This window comes from Klenkia terrae, assembly GCF_900491935.1.
GTDB classification, from domain to species: Bacteria; Actinomycetota; Actinomycetes; order Mycobacteriales; family Geodermatophilaceae; genus Klenkia; species Klenkia terrae.
On record NZ_UEXK01000004.1, the window covers coordinates 3,304,036 to 3,321,570 of the forward strand.

Annotated in this window: 20 protein-coding genes; 11 read left to right on the top strand and 9 right to left on the bottom strand. The window is 75.1% G+C overall.

Annotation, left to right across the window (positions count from 1 at the left end; genetic code table 11):
- The first annotated feature begins 989 nt into the window (after positions 1–989).
- Complete coding sequence (locus tag LFA75_RS16535) at positions 990–1,283, top strand: WXG100 family type VII secretion target (protein WP_225234704.1); 294 nt, start codon at positions 990–992, stop codon at positions 1,281–1,283.
- A 5-nt stretch (positions 1,284–1,288) separates the two neighbouring features.
- Here LFA75_RS16535 and LFA75_RS16540 read toward each other — a convergent pair whose 3' ends face one another.
- The gene (locus LFA75_RS16540; RefSeq protein ID WP_225234705.1) at positions 1,289–2,203 is read right to left on the bottom strand and encodes an MFS transporter permease; all 915 of its coding nucleotides are present in this window, start codon (positions 2,201–2,203) and stop codon (positions 1,289–1,291) included.
- Positions 2,200–2,685 carry a hypothetical protein gene (locus tag LFA75_RS16545; RefSeq protein WP_225234706.1) on the bottom strand — a complete coding sequence of 162 codons (486 nt, stop codon included), beginning with the start codon at positions 2,683–2,685 and terminating at the stop codon, positions 2,200–2,202. Before LFA75_RS16545 ends, LFA75_RS16540 begins: the two co-directional genes overlap by 4 nt.
- Before the next feature lie 39 nt (positions 2,686–2,724).
- Here LFA75_RS16545 and LFA75_RS16550 point away from each other — a divergent pair, with 39 nt between their 5' ends.
- Entirely contained in the window at positions 2,725–3,273 is a 549-nt protein-coding gene (locus tag LFA75_RS16550; protein WP_336392101.1) for a MaoC family dehydratase, read from the top strand.
- Between the two features lies 1 nt (position 3,274).
- Here LFA75_RS16550 and LFA75_RS16555 read toward each other — a convergent pair whose 3' ends face one another.
- Positions 3,275–3,679 carry an NUDIX hydrolase gene (locus tag LFA75_RS16555; protein ID WP_225234708.1) on the bottom strand — a complete coding sequence of 135 codons (405 nt, stop codon included), beginning with the start codon at positions 3,677–3,679 and terminating at the stop codon, positions 3,275–3,277.
- Between the two features lie 77 nt (positions 3,680–3,756).
- Between LFA75_RS16555 and LFA75_RS16560 the strand changes: the two genes are divergently transcribed.
- The 4 genes from LFA75_RS16560 to LFA75_RS16575 all read left to right on the top strand — a co-directional run bounded on the left by LFA75_RS16560 (position 3,757) and on the right by LFA75_RS16575 (position 6,223).
- Positions 3,757–4,368 carry a DUF6758 family protein gene (locus tag LFA75_RS16560; protein WP_318250016.1) on the top strand — a complete coding sequence of 204 codons (612 nt, stop codon included), beginning with the start codon at positions 3,757–3,759 and terminating at the stop codon, positions 4,366–4,368.
- Positions 4,369–4,489: 121 nt separating this feature from the next.
- Positions 4,490–4,648, top strand: a complete 159-nt coding sequence (locus LFA75_RS16565) for a hypothetical protein (RefSeq protein WP_225234710.1) — start codon at positions 4,490–4,492, stop codon at positions 4,646–4,648.
- Positions 4,649–4,658: 10 nt separating this feature from the next.
- Positions 4,659–5,324, top strand: a complete 666-nt coding sequence (locus LFA75_RS16570; protein ID WP_225234711.1) for a PH domain-containing protein — start codon at positions 4,659–4,661, stop codon at positions 5,322–5,324.
- A gap of 41 nt (positions 5,325–5,365) precedes the next feature.
- Positions 5,366–6,223, top strand: a complete 858-nt coding sequence (locus LFA75_RS16575; RefSeq protein ID WP_225234712.1) for a PHP domain-containing protein — start codon at positions 5,366–5,368, stop codon at positions 6,221–6,223.
- 4 nt (positions 6,224–6,227) lie between these two features.
- Here LFA75_RS16575 and LFA75_RS16580 read toward each other — a convergent pair whose 3' ends face one another.
- From LFA75_RS16580 to LFA75_RS16595, 4 genes are all read right to left on the bottom strand, one after another.
- Complete coding sequence (locus LFA75_RS16580) at positions 6,228–7,076, bottom strand: oxygenase MpaB family protein (RefSeq protein ID WP_225234713.1); 849 nt, start codon at positions 7,074–7,076, stop codon at positions 6,228–6,230.
- The gene (locus LFA75_RS16585; protein WP_225234714.1) at positions 7,073–7,897 is read right to left on the bottom strand and encodes an alpha/beta fold hydrolase; all 825 of its coding nucleotides are present in this window, start codon (positions 7,895–7,897) and stop codon (positions 7,073–7,075) included. Before LFA75_RS16585 ends, LFA75_RS16580 begins: the two co-directional genes overlap by 4 nt.
- Positions 7,898–7,991: 94 nt before the next feature.
- Entirely contained in the window at positions 7,992–9,131 is a 1,140-nt protein-coding gene (locus tag LFA75_RS16590) for an outer membrane protein assembly factor BamB family protein (protein WP_225234715.1), read from the bottom strand.
- A gap of 19 nt (positions 9,132–9,150) precedes the next feature.
- A complete protein-coding gene (locus LFA75_RS16595) occupies positions 9,151–10,995 on the bottom strand; it encodes a DEAD/DEAH box helicase (protein WP_225234716.1) in 1,845 nt (614 codons plus the stop codon).
- A gap of 198 nt (positions 10,996–11,193) precedes the next feature.
- On the opposite strand from LFA75_RS16595, the gene LFA75_RS16600 reads away from it, so the two are divergent.
- A complete protein-coding gene (locus LFA75_RS16600) occupies positions 11,194–11,862 on the top strand; it encodes a ferritin-like fold-containing protein (protein WP_225234717.1) in 669 nt (222 codons plus the stop codon).
- Between the two features lie 149 nt (positions 11,863–12,011).
- Here the strand turns inward: LFA75_RS16600 and LFA75_RS16605 are convergent, their stop codons facing one another.
- Both LFA75_RS16605 and LFA75_RS16610 read right to left on the bottom strand, forming a co-directional pair.
- Entirely contained in the window at positions 12,012–12,239 is a 228-nt protein-coding gene (locus LFA75_RS16605; RefSeq protein WP_225234718.1) for a DUF3107 domain-containing protein, read from the bottom strand.
- A gap of 117 nt (positions 12,240–12,356) precedes the next feature.
- Positions 12,357–13,019 carry a TetR/AcrR family transcriptional regulator gene (locus tag LFA75_RS16610; RefSeq protein ID WP_225234719.1) on the bottom strand — a complete coding sequence of 221 codons (663 nt, stop codon included), beginning with the start codon at positions 13,017–13,019 and terminating at the stop codon, positions 12,357–12,359.
- Between the two features lie 311 nt (positions 13,020–13,330).
- Here LFA75_RS16610 and LFA75_RS16615 point away from each other — a divergent pair, with 311 nt between their 5' ends.
- From LFA75_RS16615 to LFA75_RS16630, 4 genes are all read left to right on the top strand, one after another.
- The gene (locus tag LFA75_RS16615; RefSeq protein WP_225234720.1) at positions 13,331–14,191 is read left to right on the top strand and encodes a DUF3152 domain-containing protein; all 861 of its coding nucleotides are present in this window, start codon (positions 13,331–13,333) and stop codon (positions 14,189–14,191) included.
- A gap of 72 nt (positions 14,192–14,263) precedes the next feature.
- The gene (moeZ, locus tag LFA75_RS16620) at positions 14,264–15,424 is read left to right on the top strand and encodes an adenylyltransferase/sulfurtransferase MoeZ (protein WP_225234721.1); all 1,161 of its coding nucleotides are present in this window, start codon (positions 14,264–14,266) and stop codon (positions 15,422–15,424) included.
- 62 nt (positions 15,425–15,486) lie between these two features.
- The gene (locus tag LFA75_RS16625) at positions 15,487–16,050 is read left to right on the top strand and encodes a TIGR03086 family metal-binding protein (protein ID WP_225234722.1); all 564 of its coding nucleotides are present in this window, start codon (positions 15,487–15,489) and stop codon (positions 16,048–16,050) included.
- 89 nt (positions 16,051–16,139) lie between these two features.
- Positions 16,140–17,180, top strand: coding sequence for a hypothetical protein (locus LFA75_RS16630; protein WP_225234723.1), 1,041 nt, complete (start codon positions 16,140–16,142; stop codon positions 17,178–17,180).
- The last annotated feature ends 355 nt before the right edge of the window (positions 17,181–17,535 follow it).

The window sequence follows — 17,535 nt, forward strand, 5'->3', positions numbered from 1 at the left end:
GAGCAGGGCGAGCAGGAGGAACTGCGGGGCCGACAGCACCCAGGCCATCGCGGCCCCGCCCGCCGCCGGCAGGACGATCGCCGGCCAGGCCGGGGACCGGTGCGCCGGTGCCGGCGGTGCACCGGGGACGTCGACCACCACCGGCGCGACCGCGGGGTGCCCCGGGCCGTCGGCCGACCGGACCCGCTGCCGGCCCCCGGGTCCGGGCCCGGCGCCGACCGGGGCGGCGTGCGGTGCGACCAGGCGCAGCGCGGTGGCCCCGATCCGCAGCACCGCCCCCAGCGGCCAGCCGACCGGGTCGGGCCCGATCTCGCAGCCGCCCCCGCCGGCGGCGGTGCGGTCGAGCCGGCTGCCGTTGGCCGACCCCAGGTCGCGCACGACGACGCCGGACCCGGTGACGGTCACCTCGACGTGCGCCCGGGACACCTGGCCGTCGGGGACGGCCAGGCGGGCCGTCGGCGGGTGCCCGGGTCCCCGGCCCCGCCCGACGACGAGGACGCCCCGGGTCAGCGGGTGGGTGCGGCCGGCCCCGGGTCCGCCGCACACGTGCAGCTCGAGGGCGCCGCCGGGGCCCGGTCCGCGGGGCCCGGGCCGGTCGACCCCCAACCGGGTCCCGTGCCGCAGCGCCGGGTCGGTCAGCGGGGTCTCGGGCGCGAGTGACCGGGACCCTGCCCAGAGCCCCTCGGCGGGCAGGCCGGCCGCGGCCAGCGCCGGGTGCACCTGCGCCAGGACGGCGTCCTCGGGTGCGGACACCTCGACGTCGACCTCGCCGCCGGCGGTGTGCAGCGTCCACCGGCGGGGGACCGGACCGGACCGGGGTGGGGGGCTGTCGAGCACCCGGGCAGGGTGCCCCGCCCGGCGGCGTCCCGGACGCCGCGGCGGCGATCTGTGGACGACCACCCGGCCTGTGGACGACGGCGGACGCGGCGACCCACCCCGGCCCTATCGTCCCCGCTCGACCGGGAGGTGCCCGGACCACAGGAGGAACCGTGAAGGTCGACATCGCCACCCTGCAGGCCATGGCCGCCCAGTGCGAGGGGGAGGCCGCCGAGCAGACGTCCCGGCTGGGCAGCCTGTCCGCGGGCATCGACACCGGGGTCACCGACGGCTGGACCGACAGCTCGGCCGCCGTCCAGTTCCGCGGCCTGTACGAGCAGTGGCGGGCCAGCAGCGCGGGGGTGAGCGAGGCGCTGTCCGGGATGGGCCGGCTGCTCACCGACGTGGCGGGCGCCTACCAGCAGCACGAGGCGGAGATGGCGGCCCGGATCGGCGCACTGGTCTGAGCCGGTCAGGCCGGTCGGTCGCCGTCCCCGACGGGTACGGCGACCGGCTGCCCGGCGACCGACCGGTCCCGGCGGAGGCGTTCCCACGGCAGGACCGACAGGATCGCGATGCAGTGCGGCAGGAAGATGATGCCGACCCCGGCGTAGACCATCACGTGGAAGCCCAGCAGGAAGACGACCAGGCCGATCCGTGCGCGGTCGCTGCGGACCAGCAGCATCAGCGGCGACAGGAACTCGAAGGCCAGCATCAGCCACTGGGCGGCCGGCAGCAGCCAGGCCACGTCGAGGGTCCACGTCGACAGGTCGGTGCCCCGGCGCACGACCGCCCGGGTCAGGGTGGAACCGGTCGCCCAGTCCCAGCCGCCGAACCGCATCTTGGCCCAGGCGGCCAGGAAGTAGGTCAGCATGACCGTCACCAGGATCGCCGCGGCCCCGAACCCGGCGGCCTGCGAGGAGCGCCGGTCGCGCCACCGGGCCACCCCGATGGTGGGCAGCACGGCCAGGGCGACGAGGTAGGCGATCCGGTCGTGGTCGACCTTGCCGTAGCTCATCGCGATGACCATCCACTCCGCGTACAGCGCGAAGACGGTCCAGCCCAGCAGCCGCGGGGCCCGCCCGGTCGCCGCGGCGACCGCGGCGACCACCAGGGCCCACTGCACCACGAGCACGACGGTGTGCGTGGGGGTGGGCAGGTGCAGGACCCGCCCGATCAGCAGCGGTTGGTAGAACTCGGTCGGGACGTCGGCGTGCGCGCGCACCCAGGCGGTGGTGAGGAAGACGTCGACCGGGACGAACAGGTAGGCGATCGTCCGGAACACGGCGATGCGGGCCAGCGGGACGGGCCGGAACCACCAGCGCGGGGTCAGCGGCACCGCGGGTGCGGTCTCCGGGCGGGCGGGCAGTGCCCGGGTGCCGGTCACGAGGCGTCCAGCTCGTAGGACACGAGGACGTCGTCCCGGTAGGCGCCGGTCGGCTCGCCGTCGGCCAGCTCGATGTGCCGCTGCACCACCTCGACCCGCACCAGCTCCGGTCCGCCGGGGTGCCGGGACCCGTAGGAGTCGGCGAGCAGCCCGAGCAGCGACGGGTCGTCCACCAGCCGGGGGAGCTGGCCCTCGAACTCGGCGCGGCGCAGCCCGACCTCGCCGCCGGACAGCCGCACCTCCTCCTCCGCCGCGGTCACCCCGACCACCCGGGTGGAGACCACCGGGGTGTCGGGGTCGGCGCGGGTGGAGTACATGCGGAAGGGGCCGAAGGGGAACTCCGAGTCGTCGCCCCACACGCTGCCGGCCAGCAGGAGGGCCAGCACGACCGCGACGGCGGCCAGCCGGGCCCGCCGCCCGGTGGCGGTCAGGGGCACGACCTCCGGTTCGGCCTGCACATCGGTCACGGTCTGGAGGGGCACCGCCCCATCGTAGGATCGCCGACGCCCCGGGGCCCTCACCTGCCAGGGGATGTCCAGGTCAACGACGACAGGAGCCCATCCGTGCAGTTCGGCCGGTACTACGAGGAGTTCGAGGTCGGGGCGGTCTACAAGCACTGGCCCGGGAAGACGGTCACCGAGTACGACGACCACCTGTTCTGCCTCATCACCATGAACCACCACCCGCTGCACCTGGATGCGCACTACGCCGGCGAGACGACCGACTTCGGCAAGAACGTGGTGGTCGGCAACTACGTCTACTCGCTGCTGCTCGGGATGAGCGTCGCCGACGTCAGCGGCAAGGCCATCGCCAACCTCGAGGTCGAGTCGCTCAAGCACGTCGCCCCGACCTTCCACGGCGACACGATCTACGGCGAGACCACGGTGCTGGACAAGACGGAGTCGCGGTCCAAGGACGACCGGGGCGTCGTCCACGTGGAGACCATCGGCTACAAGCAGGACGGCACGGTCGTGTGCATCTTCCGGCGCAAGGTGATGGTGCCCAAGCGCTCCTACGGCGACGCCCGCGGCGGCGAGCAGCCCGGCCGTCCCGAGCCCGTCCGCCGGTAGGTCAGCAGCGCGGCAGCAGGCCCCAGCCCGCCAGCGCGGTCAGCAGGCCCGGCGTGCACGCCAGCTGCTGCAGGGTGGCCAGGTCCACGAACGCGGCGGCCGCGGCGTCGTCCCCCGCCACGGGGACGGCGCCGGGGTCGACCGGGGTGCACACCAGGTCGACCACCTCGTACACCGGCGCGGTGGCCGGGACCAGCACCCGCCCGGCGACGGCGCCGGCCACGACGTGCAGCCCGGTCTCCTCCAGCACCTCCCGGACCACGGCGGTCGCGTCGTCCTCACCGGGCTCGGCCCGGCCGCCGGGCACCGACCACGCACCCCGGTCGGGGTCGTGGGCGCGCTGGACGACCAGCAACCGCCCGGCCGCGTCGTGCACGACCGCGCCCACGCACGCCACCAGCTCCACGCGAGCAGTGTGCGCGGTGGTCCGCCCCGGTGCGGTGGTCGTTGACAGCGGGGCCCCCGCCCGCGACGGTGGGCGCGATGAACGTCGGACCGGTGTGCCCCCGCTGCGGTGAGGACCTCGTGGCGCGTCCAGGGTCCGACGAGGCCTGGTGCCACCTGCACGGTGCGGTCACCCCGCTGCACCACACCGCCGTCCTGGGGCACGACACGCTGTCCGCGGTCTGCGCCGACGCCCGGGTCCCGGCCTGGGTGCCCGACCCGATGCCGGGCGTCGGCGCAGACCGCGGACAGCNCGAGCCGGGTGCCCGGGGGATCGTCGTGGACTGCGCCGGGCCGGCGCCGCTGGGCGGCCCGGCCGAGCTCGTCCTCGTGGCCGAGGAGCCGGGCACCGGGCTGGGCGCCGGCTACGCGGGCCTGCCGTGGCTGGACCCGGGGGAGCTGGTGGGCGGGCCGTCGACCGCGGCGGTGACCGCGGCCGGGCAGCGGGCCGCCCTGTGGTCGGTGCCGACCACCGACGACCGGTCGGCGCTGGTGGGGGAGGCCTTCGGGGTCTGGCTGTGGCTGGTGACCTGGCCGGCGACGGCGGCCTGGCTGCTGGCCGAGGACCTGGGGCTGGTCGACCTGCGCGACCGGGTGCCCCCGGACCTGCCGCTGGGCCCGCCCGGGGAGCACTTCCTCCCCGGGGCCTGATCCCCCTGCGGCGTGGCGCGGTCGTGACGGGTGCGTCCTGTGTTACCCATGTGACCGCGGTCCTCCCCGGCCGCGCGGGTCCGCAGGGTCCGGTCGTTGGTCGAGAAGGAGGAGGTGTCGGGTGAACCTCAAGAAGCTGCTGAGCTTCGTGGTCATCGCGTTCGTGCTGTTCTACGTGATCTCGCAGCCCGAGCGGTCGGCCGACATCGTCCGCACCACCGGGACGGCCCTGGCCGACGCGGCCGGGCAGCTGTCGACGTTCGTCGGCTCGCTGTTCTGACCTCCGCACCGTGACGCGGCCCCGGACGCCGTCCGCGCCCCTCGGGCGGGACGCCGGTCGGTACCTGCTGCCGGGGGAGAAGGCGGTGGTCAACCAGCGTCGGCACTGGGCCGCGCTTGTCCGCCCGGGCGTCCGCGGCGTGCCCGTGCTCGTCGCCGGGCTGTGGGTGCTGGCGCTGGACCCGGACAACCGGTTCACCGTCGTGCTGGGCCTGGCGATCGCCCTGGGTGCGCTGGGCTACCTCGGTCTGGCCGTCGCCGAGTGGTGGATCCGGCACTTCCTGGTGACCAAGCGCCGGGTGCTGCTGACCTCCGGGGTGATCGTGCGCAAGGTCGCGGTGATGCCGCTGCGGCGCATCACCGACCTGACCTACCAGGAGACGCTGGTCGGGCAGCTGCTGGGCTACGGCGGGTTCCGGTTCGAGTCGGCCGGCCAGGACCAGGCGCTGTCGCAGATCACCTACCTCCCCGACGCCAAGACGATCTACGACGAGATCAGCGGGCTGCTGTTCCCCAGCGACGCCGGCCGGGGCTCCGACGACGAGGACGGCGGCGACCCGACCCGCCGACCCACCCCGCAGCGGACGGCGCCGGCCGCGCCGGAGCGGCACAGCACGGGCCCCATCCCGGGGTTCCGCAGCGCCTTCCCGCGCGGCAGGTCCACCCGCTCCCGCTGACCACCCGGTGGGGTGCGCCGCGGTGCGGCAGGCTGGACCCGATGCGCATCGACCTGCACACCCACTCCGCCGTCTCCGACGGCACCGACACCCCGGCCGAGCTGCTGGCCGCCGCGGTCGCCGCCGGCCTGGACGTCGTGGCGCTGACCGACCACGACACCACCGACGGCTGGGACGTCGTCCGCGCGGCCCGGCCGACCGGGCTCACCGTGGTGCCCGGGATGGAGCTGTCCTGCCGGTGGTTCCCGGCGGAGGGTGCGCCGATCAGCGTGCACCTGCTGGCCTACCTGTTCGACCCGCTGGCCCCCGAGCTCGCCGCCGAGCGGGCCCGGTTGCGCGCCGAGCGGCTGACCCGCGGCGAGCGGATCGTCACCGCGCTGGTCGCCGACGGGTACCGGGTGTCGTGGGCGGACATCGTCGAGCGCAGCGCCGGGGGCGTGGTGGGCCGACCGCACGTGGCCCGCGCCCTCGTCGCCGCCGGCGTCGTGGCGTCGATCGACGAGGCGTTCGCCGGCCCGCTGCACCACACCAGCCCGTACTACGTGGCCAAGGCCGACACCGACGTCCTCGACGGCATCGCGCTGGTGCGCGCCGCGGGCGGGGTGCCGGTCTTCGCCCACGGCCTGGCCCGCGCGCGCGGCCGGGTCGTCGGCGACGACGCGATGGCCGCGATGGCCGCCGCCGGGCTGCTCGGGCTGGAGGTCGACCACCCCGACCACGTCGACGCCGACCGGGTGCACCTGCGCGGCCTGGCCGCCGACCTGGGCCTGCTGACCACCGGCTCCAGCGACTACCACGGCACGAACAAGCGCACCCCGATCGGTGCCTGCACCACCGACCCGGCGCAGTTCGAGCGGCTGCTGGCCGCCGGGACCGGCAGCGCGCCCTTCGCCGACTGAGCTCCTAGGCGACCCGGACGCGGGCCGCGCGGAGGGTGGGGTTCTCCCGCACCCGGGTCGGGATGGCCAGCGTGGCCGCCCGGAAGGCCCGCAGCGACGCCGTGGTGGCCGGCTCGGTGACGGCCAGTGCGGGAAGCCCGTACATCGAGCGGGCCCAGCGCGGCAGCGTCGCCAGCCCCAGCGACGCCAACCCGGCCCAGGCCGGCCGGGCCGGGGTGAGCAGCTGCACCCACCCGGGCATCGGGGGGACGACGACGAACCGCGCGGCGTCCCGGGCCGGACCGGTGATCGCCAGCTCCGGCCGGACCCGGTCGAAGTAGGCGGCCAGGGCGGCCTCGGACCGCGGGACGTCGGCGGGCTCGCAGCCGATCAGCTCGGCGGCCACCGCCTGCTCGGCCACGTAGGCGTCGGCATCGGCGTCGGTGAGCGGGACGCCGGACCGGCGGGCCACCGACAGCAGCGAGTCGACCTCGCAGGCGTGCACCCACAGCAGCAGGTCCGGGTCGTCGACGGAGTAGGCGCGCCCGGTGGTGGGCTCGGTGTCGGACTTCCCCCGGTGCATGCCCCGCACCCGGCGGACCGCGCGCAGTGCCTCTCGGCGGGTGCCGAAGGTCAGCGTCGCGACGTACTCGGCGGTGCGGGTGAGCCGGGCCCAGGGCTCGCTGGTGAACCCCTCGGAGAACCGGTGCACCCCGCCCATGGCCACCGGGTGCAGGGCCTGCAGCAGCAGGGCGCGGATGCCGCCGACGGAGAAGCTGGGGTCGGCGTGGATGCGCCAAGTGACCGACCCGGGGCCGAAGAACCCGTCCCGGTCCTCGGCGTCGGTGAAGTCGCGTGCCGAGACGCCGGTCATGCGTCGACCCCGGCCGGGACGCCGGCCCAGAAGCCGGTGAGCAGCTCGACGGTGCGGGCCGGCTGCTCGATGGCGGGGGAGTGCACCGAGCCGCCGATCACCTCGTGCCGGGCGCCGAGGCGGTGGGCCATGTCCTCCTGGGCGGCCGGGCTCCACGCGTCGTCGTCGGCGCCGTGGGCGACCAGCACCGGGACGCCGGTGGACCGCAGCTCGGCCACCCGGTCCGGTTCGCCGGTCATCGCCGCGGCCATCCCGGTCAGGCCGGCCTCGCTGTTGGCCAGGAACCGACGGGCCAGGAACTCCCGGACCGGCGCGGGCACCGGCGGGGCCGACGGGTCGGTGAGCGCCAGCTCCTCCAGGGTGCGGTGCACCAGCGCGACGCCGCCGGCCTCCAGCAGCGGGGCCAGGTGCTCCAGCAGGTCTGCGCGCGGTCCGGTCAGCCCGACCGGGCCGCTGGCCAGCAGGGTCAACGAGGCGAAGGTGCCCGGGTCGGCCAGCACCGCGGCCCGCGCGACGATCCCGCCGAAGCTGTGGCCCAGCAGGTGCAGCGGGCCCTCGCCGTGCAGCTCGGTGGCCAGCACCAGCAGGTCGGCGGCGAGCTCGTCGACGGTGTAGGCGGCCGGGTCGTCGGGACCCGGGGACTCGAACTGCCCGCGCTGGTCGACGGCCACGGCCCGCCAGCCGGCGGCGGCGACGGGGTCCAGCAGGGGGGCGAAGTCCTCCTTGGACCCGGTGAAGCCGGCGACGAGCAGGACGGTGCCCCGCCGTCCCGGTCCGGTGTCCAGGGCGGCCAGCGGTCCGCTGGTGCCGGTGAACCGCACCGGTCGGGCCGTCGTCGGGGTCAGCTGCCGGAGATCACCCGGAGCGCTGTGTTCGGAACCGCCAGGGAGCATGGCACCGAGTGTCCCCCGTTCGTCAGCGGAAAGCAGCGACGAGGTCCGCGGAGGCCACCACGACGGAGGGGCCCACGACCGAGGTGCGGCCGCCGGCGGGGACCTCGTCGGTGGTCGTGGAGCGGGCGGTCTCGGTGCCGGTGGTCAGGTCCCGGGTGACGAAGGCGCCGTCCTCGGGGACGACCACCGACGTCGGGTCGCCCTTGCCGGTGCCCGTCGACGGCAGCCCGAGGGCGGGCACCGACCAGCGCACGGCGCCGGTCGCGGCGTCCAGGACGTAGGCGGTGCCGCGCAGCCACACCACGGCGGCGTCGGCCAGGCCGGCCTGCTGCGGGGCTGGGTCGTCGGCGTCCGGCCCGAGCGCGACCGTCTGCACCGTGCTGCCGTCGGCGGGGGACAGCACCTGCAGGTCGTCGCCGACGACGACGTCGACCACGCGGTCGGCGCCGACCAGCTGCGCGCTGGTCACGCCGAGGTCCCGGGTCCACAGCGGGGTGCCGGCGAAGCCGTCGAGCAGCACCGCCTGGACGTCGCCGTCGGCGCACTGCTGCAGCGCCGCGACCCCGGTGCTGCCGACGTCGGCGGCGGTGAACCGGCAGCCCTCGGGCGCCGGGGTGTGCCAGCGGATGTTGTTGCCGGTCGGGTCCACGGTGGTCAGGCCGGTCGGGCTCATGGCCAGCACGACGCGGTCGGTGCTGGCCAGCGTCGCATCGGCCCGGAAGCCGACCGAGCGGTACCAGAGGCGGTCCCCGGTGTCGGCGCGCAGCGCGGTGAGCTCGTTGCACCGGCCGCCGGTGGAGAACAACACGACCACCAGCCCGTCGACGGCGGTGGCGTCGCACAGCCGGGCGTTCGCGCGGGTGTAGTGCCAGGCCTCCCCGCCGGTGGCCGGGTCCAGCATGGCCACCCCGTCGTCCGAGGTCAGCAGCACCCGGCCGGACTCGACGACCCGCCGGGGTGCGGCGGGGCCGGGCTCGGCGGACCAGGCCTGCGCGACCGGCGCCGCGCGCGCCCCGCCGACCGGCACGGCCGGGTCGGCGGTGGTGCTGGAGGGGGCGGCCGCGTCGGCCCCCCGCCAGGCCAGGACCGCGACGACGACCACCCCCAGGGTGGCCGCCGTCCAGCCCCAGACCCGTGCGGGGGGACGGCGGAGACGGCTCACGCCGTGATCCTGCCCGACGTCAGGAGGCGGCGGGCTCGCCGCCGCCGCTGCGGCCGGCACCGCCCCGACGGCGACGACGACGCGGGCGCGGGGTGCCGTCGCCGGCAGCGGCGCCGGCCTCGGCGCCGTCGGCGGCGGGCGCGGGGCCCGGGCCGTCGGTCGCGGCGGCCGCACCGGCGGCTGCCTCGCCGTTGCCCCGGGTCCGTCGCCGCGGACGGCTCTTGCGGGGACCGGCGGCCGGGGTCTCCTCGGCGGGTGCCTCGCGACCGGGGCCGGAGCTGCCGCCGCGACCACCGCGGTCACCGCCCCGGTCGGTCCCGCGGTCGCCGGTGCGCTGGCGCTTGCCGGTCTCGCCGAGGTCCTCGAGGGTCTCGGCGCCCAGGCCCTCGCGGGTGCGCTGGGCGCGGGGCAGCCGGCCGGTCGCGGTCGTCGGCACGTCGAGGTCGGTGTAGACCCACGGCGAGGTGGAGTAGGTCTCCGGCGGGTCGGCGAAGTCCAGGTCCAGCGCCTTGTTGATCAGCTGCCAGCGCGGGATGTCGTCCCAGTCGACCAGGGTGACCGCGACGCCGGTGCTGCCCGCGCGACCGGTGCGGCCGATGCGGTGCACGTAGGTCTTCTCGTCCTCGGGGCACTGGTAGTTCACGACGTGGCTCACGCCGGTGACGTCGATGCCGCGGGCGGCGACGTCGGTGGCGACCAGGACGTCGACCTTGCCGGCGCGGAAGGCGCGCAGGGCCTGCTCGCGCGCGCCCTGGCCCAGGTCGCCGTGCACGGCGGCGGCGGCGAACCCGCGCTCGACGAGGTCGTCGGCCACCTTCTGCGCGGTGCGCTTGGTGCGGCAGAAGACCATGACCAGGCCGCGGTCGCGGGACTGCAGCACCCGGGACAGCAGCTCGGGCTTGTCCAGGTTGTGCGCCCGGTAGATGAACTGGGTGGTCTGCGGGACCGTGGAGCCCTCGTCGTTGCCGTGCGCCCGGATGTGCGTGGGCTGGGTCATGAACGACCGGGACAGCGTGACGATCGGGCCGGGCATCGTCGCCGAGAACAGCATCGTCTGCCGCTTGTCCGGGACCATCGCCAGGATGCGCTCGATGTCGGGCAGGAAGCCCAGGTCGAGCATCTCGTCGGCCTCGTCCAGGACGAGGACCTTGACCTTGCCCAGGATCAGGTTGCCCCGCTGGGCCAGGTCGAGCAGCCGGCCCGGCGTGCCGACGACGATCTCGACGCCCTGCTGGAGCGACTCGACCTGCGGCTCGAAGGCCCGGCCGCCGTAGATGGCCTGGACGCGGATGCCGCGCCGCGCGCCGGCCGCGGCCAGGTCGCGGGAGACCTGCACGCACAGCTCACGGGTGGGGACGACGACCAGCGCCTGCGGGACGCCGTCGCCGCCCTCGGCCGGCGGGACGACGCGCTGCAGCATCGGGACGCCGAAGCCGAGGGTCTTGCCCGTGCCGGTGCGGGCCTGGCCGATGAGGTCGTGGCCGGCGAGCGCCAGCGGGAGGGTCAGCTCCTGGATGGCGAAGGTGCGGGTGATGCCGACCTCGGCCAGCGCGGCGATGACGTCGGGGTGGACGTCGAAGTCGCTGAACAACGGGCTGTCGGGGGCGACCGGCGCGCCGCCGAGCTCCTCGACGTGCTGCTCGAGCTCCTCGGGTGCGGGGGCGCCGGTCTCGGCGTGGTCGACCTCGGGGGTCGTGGCGGTGGTGGTGGGGGTCTGGCTGGTGGTCAGTGCTCTCGCCTCGGTCTGGAGGGGGGCTGCGGTGCGGTCGGTGTCGCCGACCCGTCGCGGGCCCCGGTCGGGGGTGCTGCGATCAGTTCCAGCGCCGACGCGGCCAGCAGACCGGGCGTCGTGGGGCAGACTCACCCGGGAGACCGACCTCGGTGCCCTCGTGGGTCCCGGCGGTCGTCGTCCAGCGGTCATCAGCGCACACGGAGAGCGAGCCGTGCGGCCCGCCGCAGATCATCCTAGCGCGGGATACCGTCCGCACAGGTCCCGCGGCAGGTCGCGGGTGGGTCCGACCCCGACCGGGGCCGGTGCCGGTGCAGCGGAGGGAGTACCCGGGTGAGCGTTCCGGACGGTGTCGTACCCGAGGTCGGCCCCGCCGTCGTCGACCTGCTGGGGGTGCTCGCCTACGCCGAGCTGACTGCCTTCGACCGGCTGGCCGAGGACGCCCGGCTGGCCCCGACGCTGGACGGCCGCGCCGCCCTTGCGCGGATGGCCGCCGCCGAGATCGCCCACCACCAGCGCCTGGACGAGCGGCTGCGCGAGCTGGGCGTCGCCCCGGCGGACGCGATGGCCCCCTTCGTTGCCCCGCTGGACGCCTTCCACGACTCCACCCGGGCCGGCACCTGGCTGGAGGGCCTGGTCAAGGCCTTTGTCGGGGACGGCCTGGCCACCGACTTCTACCGCGAGGTCGCCGCGTTCCTGCCCGAGCCCGACCGCGGGCTGGTGCTCGAGGTGCTGGCCGACACCGGGCACGCGGACTTCGCCGTCCGCGAGGTGCGGGCCGCCATCGCCGGGGACCGGCGGGGGGCCGGCCGGCTGGCCCTGTGGGCCCGGCGGCTGGTGGGGGAGGCCATGACCCAGTCGCAGGCCGTCATCGCCGAGCGGGACGGGCTCGCCGACCTGCTGATCACCGGCACCGGCGACCTCAACGGCATCGCCGAGCTCCTGGGTCGATTGACGACCGCCCACTCGGCGCGGATGGAAGCCCTGGGCCTGAACGGGTAGTGGACCGGATCGTCCTGCGGCCGGGGACGGCACCTGCACGGTGGTCGTCCGGGACGGGGGTCGGAGACCTCCTCCCGGACGACCACGGACGCGCTCGTCGCCCCAGGGGGACGGCCGTCGACCGCGGTGCGGTCCGGAGGACCGCGGTATTACTTGTTGAAGCCGACGCGGCGGGTGTCGGCCTCGGCGATCTCGACGTAGGCAATCCGGTCGGTCGGGACGACGATCCGGCGACCGCGCTCGTCGACCAGGGTCAGCAGGCCGTCCTTGGACCCGGTCATCGCCCGGGACACCTCGGCCGCGATCTCGTCGGGGGTCTTCGGGCTGTCGATGACCAGCTCGCGGGGGGAGTGTTGGACACCGATCTTGACTTCCACGCTGGAGATGCCTCCTCAGGTCTGGCGGCCGCACTGGCCGCTGCCCACGACGCTAGCCGAGCGGGACCCGCCCGGTGCGGCCCGCGGGTGCGCCCACAGCGAACGGTCGGGGCCGGCTCAGGACGGGGTGGGGTGGTCCGCGTCGCCCAGCCGCGGGAAGCCGGAGATGCCGCGCCAGGACAGCGAGCTCATCAGCGCGACGGCCTCGTCGCGGGAGACGGTGCCCTTGCGGGGCAGCCACCACCGGGCGCTGGTCTCGGCCAGCCCGGTCATGCCCGAGGCCAGCAGCAGCGCGCGCTCCTGGTCGACCCCGGTGTCGGCGGCGATGACCTCGGCGATGGCCTCGACGCAGCCGCGGGTGCCGGCGTCGACGATCCGGCGCACCTCGTCGTCGTTGCGCAGGTCGGACTCGAAGACCAGCCGGAAGGCCTCGCCGTCGGCGTCGACGAAGTCGAAGTAGGCGCCGACCGCGCCGTCCACGCGGGTGCGGTTGTCCTGCGTCCCGCTCATGGCCGCCCGCATCCGCTCGGTCAGCTCGCCGACCTGCTGCTCCAGCAGCGCGAGGTAGAGCTCCCGCTTGCCCGGGAAGTGCTGGTAGAGCACCGGCTTGCTGACGCCGGCCTTGTCGGCGATGTCGTCCATGGCCGCGGCGTGGAACCCCTGGGCGACGAACACGTCCTGGGCGGCGCGCAGCAGCTGCAGGCGGCGCGCACCCCGCGGCAGGCGGGAGGTGCGGCGACCGGGGTCGTCGGCGGGCGCGGGTGCACGGGAGGGCTGCATGGCCCGGCAGATGTTACCGACGAGTTCATCCGGGCGCGGCCCGGTGGCGCTGGTGGTCTACCGTCGCGCGGGTGCCCGACGTCCGTCCGGCCTCCGTGGCCACCCTCCCCGACAGCGCCCCCGGCTCCCCGGCGGGCGGTCCGCGCCCGGCCGGCCGANAGGCTAGGAGTGGGTGGGTGGTAGCGAGAGGCGGAGGGGTGTTGTTTGAACGTGGCGCGGAGCCCCGAGGAAGCACCGGAGGGAGTACGGCCGCCGGCGTGGGGTGTTTATGAGAGACGGGCCCGGGGCGGCCCCCCCCCGCCGGCCCCCTGGTGGCCCGCCGCGACCCGGTCCGCCGGTCCACCGGCGAGCCCGGTGGAGGTGGCTGGTTCACCCGCTTCGCCCGGCGGTGGGGGTGGCGCGCCTACGCCGTCCCGATGCTCGCGGTGCTGACCGTGCTGGCGCTGGTCGACGTCGCCGTCACCGGCACCGGCCAGGCCGACCCGGCGTCCAGCACCGCGCAGGCCCCGGCGAGCCAGGCCGCGGCGACCACCACCGCGGTGACCACCCCCGTTCCCGCCGCCACGCCGGCGCCGGCCGAGGGCGACGCCAACCCCACCGACCTGGCCCCCACCGTCGGGGCGGCCAGCTACGTCGAGACCGGGGCCGGCACGGTCTCCGCGGTCGACGGCACGTCCGCGGTCTACGGCAGCGGCCCGCTGCAGCGCTTCGTCGTGGAGGTGGAGGACGGCATCGGGATGGACGGCCCGGCCTTCGCCGCCGCCGTCGAGGCGACGCTGGGCGACCCCCGGTCGTGGGGGCACGACGGGGCCATGAGCTTCCAGCGCGTCGGCGCGGCCGAGGCCGCGGCGGGGGACTACGACTTCAAGGTCAGCCTGGTCAGCCCGGGCAGCATGGAGACCTACTGCCCCGGCGTCGGCACCGGGGGCTACACCTCCTGCCGCTACGGCGAGCGCGCGGTGATCAACCTGGCCCGCTGGGAGACCGCCGTCCCCGACTACGCCGGCGACGTCGCCACCTACCGGCAGTACGTGGTCAACCACGAGGTCGGGCACGCCCTGGGCAACGGCCACCAGCCCTGCCCCGGTGCCGGGCAGCTGGCCCCGGTCATGGAGCAGCAGACCCTCGGGTTGGACGGCTGCCAGAAGAACGCCTGGCCCTTCCCCGCCTAGGGGGAAGACAGGGGACTGGCAGGCTGTTGGGGCCACTGCAGGAGCAGCAGCCAGCAACTCGAGGAGCCCGACGTGTCGTTGCCACCCCTGGTGGAGCCCGCCGCAGACCTGTCGATCGACGAGGTCCGCCGCTACAGCCGCCACCTGATCATCCCCGACGTCGGGATGGACGGGCAGAAGCGGCTCAAGAACGCCAAGGTGCTCGCCGTCGGCGCCGGTGGCCTGGGCTCGCCGGTGCTGATGTACCTGGCCGCGGCCGGGGTGGGGACGCTGGGCATCGTCGAGTTCGACACCGTCGACGAGTCCAACCTGCAGCGCCAGATCATCCACGGCCAGTCCGACGTGGGCCGGTCCAAGGCCGAGAGCGCGCGGGACTCGATCAAGGAGATCAACCCGCTCGTCGACGTCCGGCTGCACGAGACCCGGCTGGACTCCTCCAACGTGGAGGAGATCTTCAGCCAGTACGACCTGATCGTCGACGGCACCGACAACTTCGCCACCCGGTACCTGGTGAACGACGCCTGCGTGCTGCTGGGCAAGCCCTACGTTTGGGGCTCGATCTACCGGTTCGACGGCCAGGTGTCGGTCTTCTGGGCCGAGCACGGCCCGAACTACCGCGACCTCTACCCCGTGCCGCCGCCGCCGGGCATGGTGCCCTCCTGCGCCGAGGGCGGCGTGCTGGGCGTGCTCTGCGCGACCATCGGCGCCATCCAGGCCACCGAGGCCGTCAAGCTCCTCACCGGCATCGGCGACACGCTGCTGGGCCGGCTGATGGTCTACGACGCCCTGGAGATGACCTTCCGGACCATCAAGATCCGCAAGGACCCCGAGGCTGAGCCGATCACCGGGCTGATCGACTACGACGCGTTCTGCGGAGTGGTGTCCCAGGAGGCCCAGGAGGCCGCCGCCGGCTCGACGATCACCGTCGACGAGCTCAAGGACATGATGGACGCCGGCAAGGACTTCGAGCTGATCGACGTCCGCGAGCCCAACGAGTACGAGATCGTGTCCATCCCCGGTGCCCGCCTGGTGCCCAAGGACGAGATCCTCTCCGGCCGGGCGCTGTCCTCCCTGCCGCAGGACAAGCCGATCGTGCTGCACTGCAAGACCGGGGTGCGGTCCGCCGAGGCCCTGGCCGCCGTCAAGGCCGCCGGGTTCTCCGACGCCGTCCACGTGCAGGGCGGCGTGACCGCCTGGGCCACGCGCATCGACAAGGCGCTGCCGACCTACTGAGGTGCCACCCAGCGGCCCGTCCCCCACCCGGGGGGCGGGCCGCTGTGCGTTCTACTGGTGGGGTGGATCCCCGGCAGGCACGACTCCTCGAGCTCTTCCAGCGGGCGCAGGCCCAGGTGACCGACCGGGTGGACGCCGTCGAGGCCGAGCAGTGGGACGCCGTGGTCCGCCCCGGGCGCGACGTGGCCGACCTGGTGGCGCACCTGGTCGGCGAGCAGCTGCGGGTGCCCCCGCTCCTGGCCGGCCACCCGGCCGGCGGACCGGTGCCCACCGACACCGAGGAGCTCCTCGCCGGGGACCCGCTGGGCTCGTGGGAGGCCGCGGCCGACGCCGCGCTGACCGCGTTCGCCCAGCCGGGGGCGGTGGACGCGACGGTGCAGCTGGCCGAGGGGCCGGCCCCGGCGACGGACCACCTCGCCGTGCTCACCACCCACCTGACCGTGCACGCCTGGGACCTCGCCCGGGCCACCGGCGGCGACCCCGTGCTGGACGCCGACCTGGTGGCCGCCGCCCTGGAGCAGGTCGGTGCGGGCCGCGCGGCCGGGCTGGTCGACCCGGCGTCGCCGGTGCCGGCCGGGGCCGACCCGCTGGTGCGGTTCCTCGCCGCCTTCGACCGCCGGGCGTGATCACTTCGTGACCGGCTGGGGGAGCCCGGGCCCGGGTCGGGCCCTACGATCCGGAGCGGCAGAGTCCGCATGAGCTGGAGGTCCCTCCCATGAGTCAGCCCCCCCAGGGCCCGCCGCCCTACGGCAACCCGCCGTCGGGCGGGCAGCCGCCGTACGGCCAGCAGCCCCCGGCGGGTGAGCAACCGACCGAGGTGCTCGGCCAGCAGGGCTCGGGGCAGCCGGGCGGGTGGGGTGCCCAGCAGCCCACGCAGCAGTACGGGCAGCCCGGCTTCGGTCAGCAGGGCCCTGGTCAGCAGGGCCCTGGTCAGCAGGGTCCGCCGCCCACCCAGCAGTTCGGGGCGCCCGGGTACGGCCAGCCCCCGGGGCAGGGCGGCTACGGCGCCCCGCCGTTCGGCGGTCCCGGTGGACCGGGTGGTCCCGGTGGACCGGGTGGTCGCGGGGGTCCCTACGGCGGGTCGCCGCAGGGCTCGGGCGGCAACAAGAAGGGCCTGCTCATCGGGGGGGTCGCGGCCCTCGTCGTGATCATCGCCGTCGGTGTCACGCTGTTCCTCACCCTGGGCAACGACGACTCGGACACCACCGCGGACCCGACGTCGACCACCACGACCGCGGCCCCCACGACCACGTCGTCGTCCTCGGAGTCCTCGTCCTCGTCGAGCTCGTCCAGCAGCTCGTCGTCGTCGAGCAGCTCGGAGGGCGAGCTGCTGTCGATGGTGCCGACGGACTTCAGCGACTGCACGCCGATCGACGTGCCCAGCGACGGCGCGACCGACGCCGCCGAGTGCGGCCCGTCGGCGACCCAGCCCGGCCCACTGGGGGCGCAGTTCTACCTTTACGAGGAACAGGGGACGCTGGATTCGGTGTTCGCTACCGACATCGCCGGACAGGGCGTCCAGCCCATTGCCGAGGGCCAGGACTGCACCACGGCCGTGGGCAGCGGCACCTGGACGCAGAACGACGTGCCCGGCGGCCAGATCGCCTGCGGCATCTCCTCCAACGGGTCCGTGTTCATCGCGTGGACCGACGACGAGTTCCTCACAGAGGGTGTCGTGCAGCTGGCTGGCACCAGCCAGGCCGACGTGGCCATCCTCTACAACTGGTGGCTGACGAACAGCAACTACGTCGGCTGACCGGATGACGGCCGACCCGGTCGACGTCGACAAGGCGGTCCTCGACGTGGTTGGGGACATCCAGGTCGGCCGAATCAGCACGGACGGCAGAGGTCCCGGCGTGTCGTCCGTTCGCCGTCTCGGGCGGCGTCGCGCTGCATCCCGCACAATTGTCAATATGTCGAACACTCTGTGGACCCAGTGAGGGCCGGCGGCTCACTCAAGAATGGCTGCCTCTGCGCCGCCAATTTGGCGACATGAGCGTTTAATTGTGGCCATTGACGCGAGAACGTGGCCTAAAAGTGGATTAGCCTGGGGTTAGCTGGCCCGGGGGGAGGCTTGCGTACGGAGTCCTCGCCCCCTGGGTGCAGGCGAT

Coding starts and splice junctions, on each gene's coding strand:
- LFA75_RS16575 (WP_225234712.1), top strand. CDS start 5,366: ATGCGCATCGACCTGCACACCCACTCCGCCGTCTCCGACGGCACCGAC.
- LFA75_RS16580 (WP_225234713.1), bottom strand. CDS start 7,076: ATGACCGGCGTCTCGGCACGCGACTTCACCGACGCCGAGGACCGGGAC.
- LFA75_RS16610 (WP_225234719.1), bottom strand. CDS start 13,019: ATGCAGCCCTCCCGTGCACCCGCGCCCGCCGACGACCCCGGTCGCCGC.
- LFA75_RS16630 (WP_225234723.1), top strand. CDS start 16,140: ATGAGTCAGCCCCCCCAGGGCCCGCCGCCCTACGGCAACCCGCCGTCG.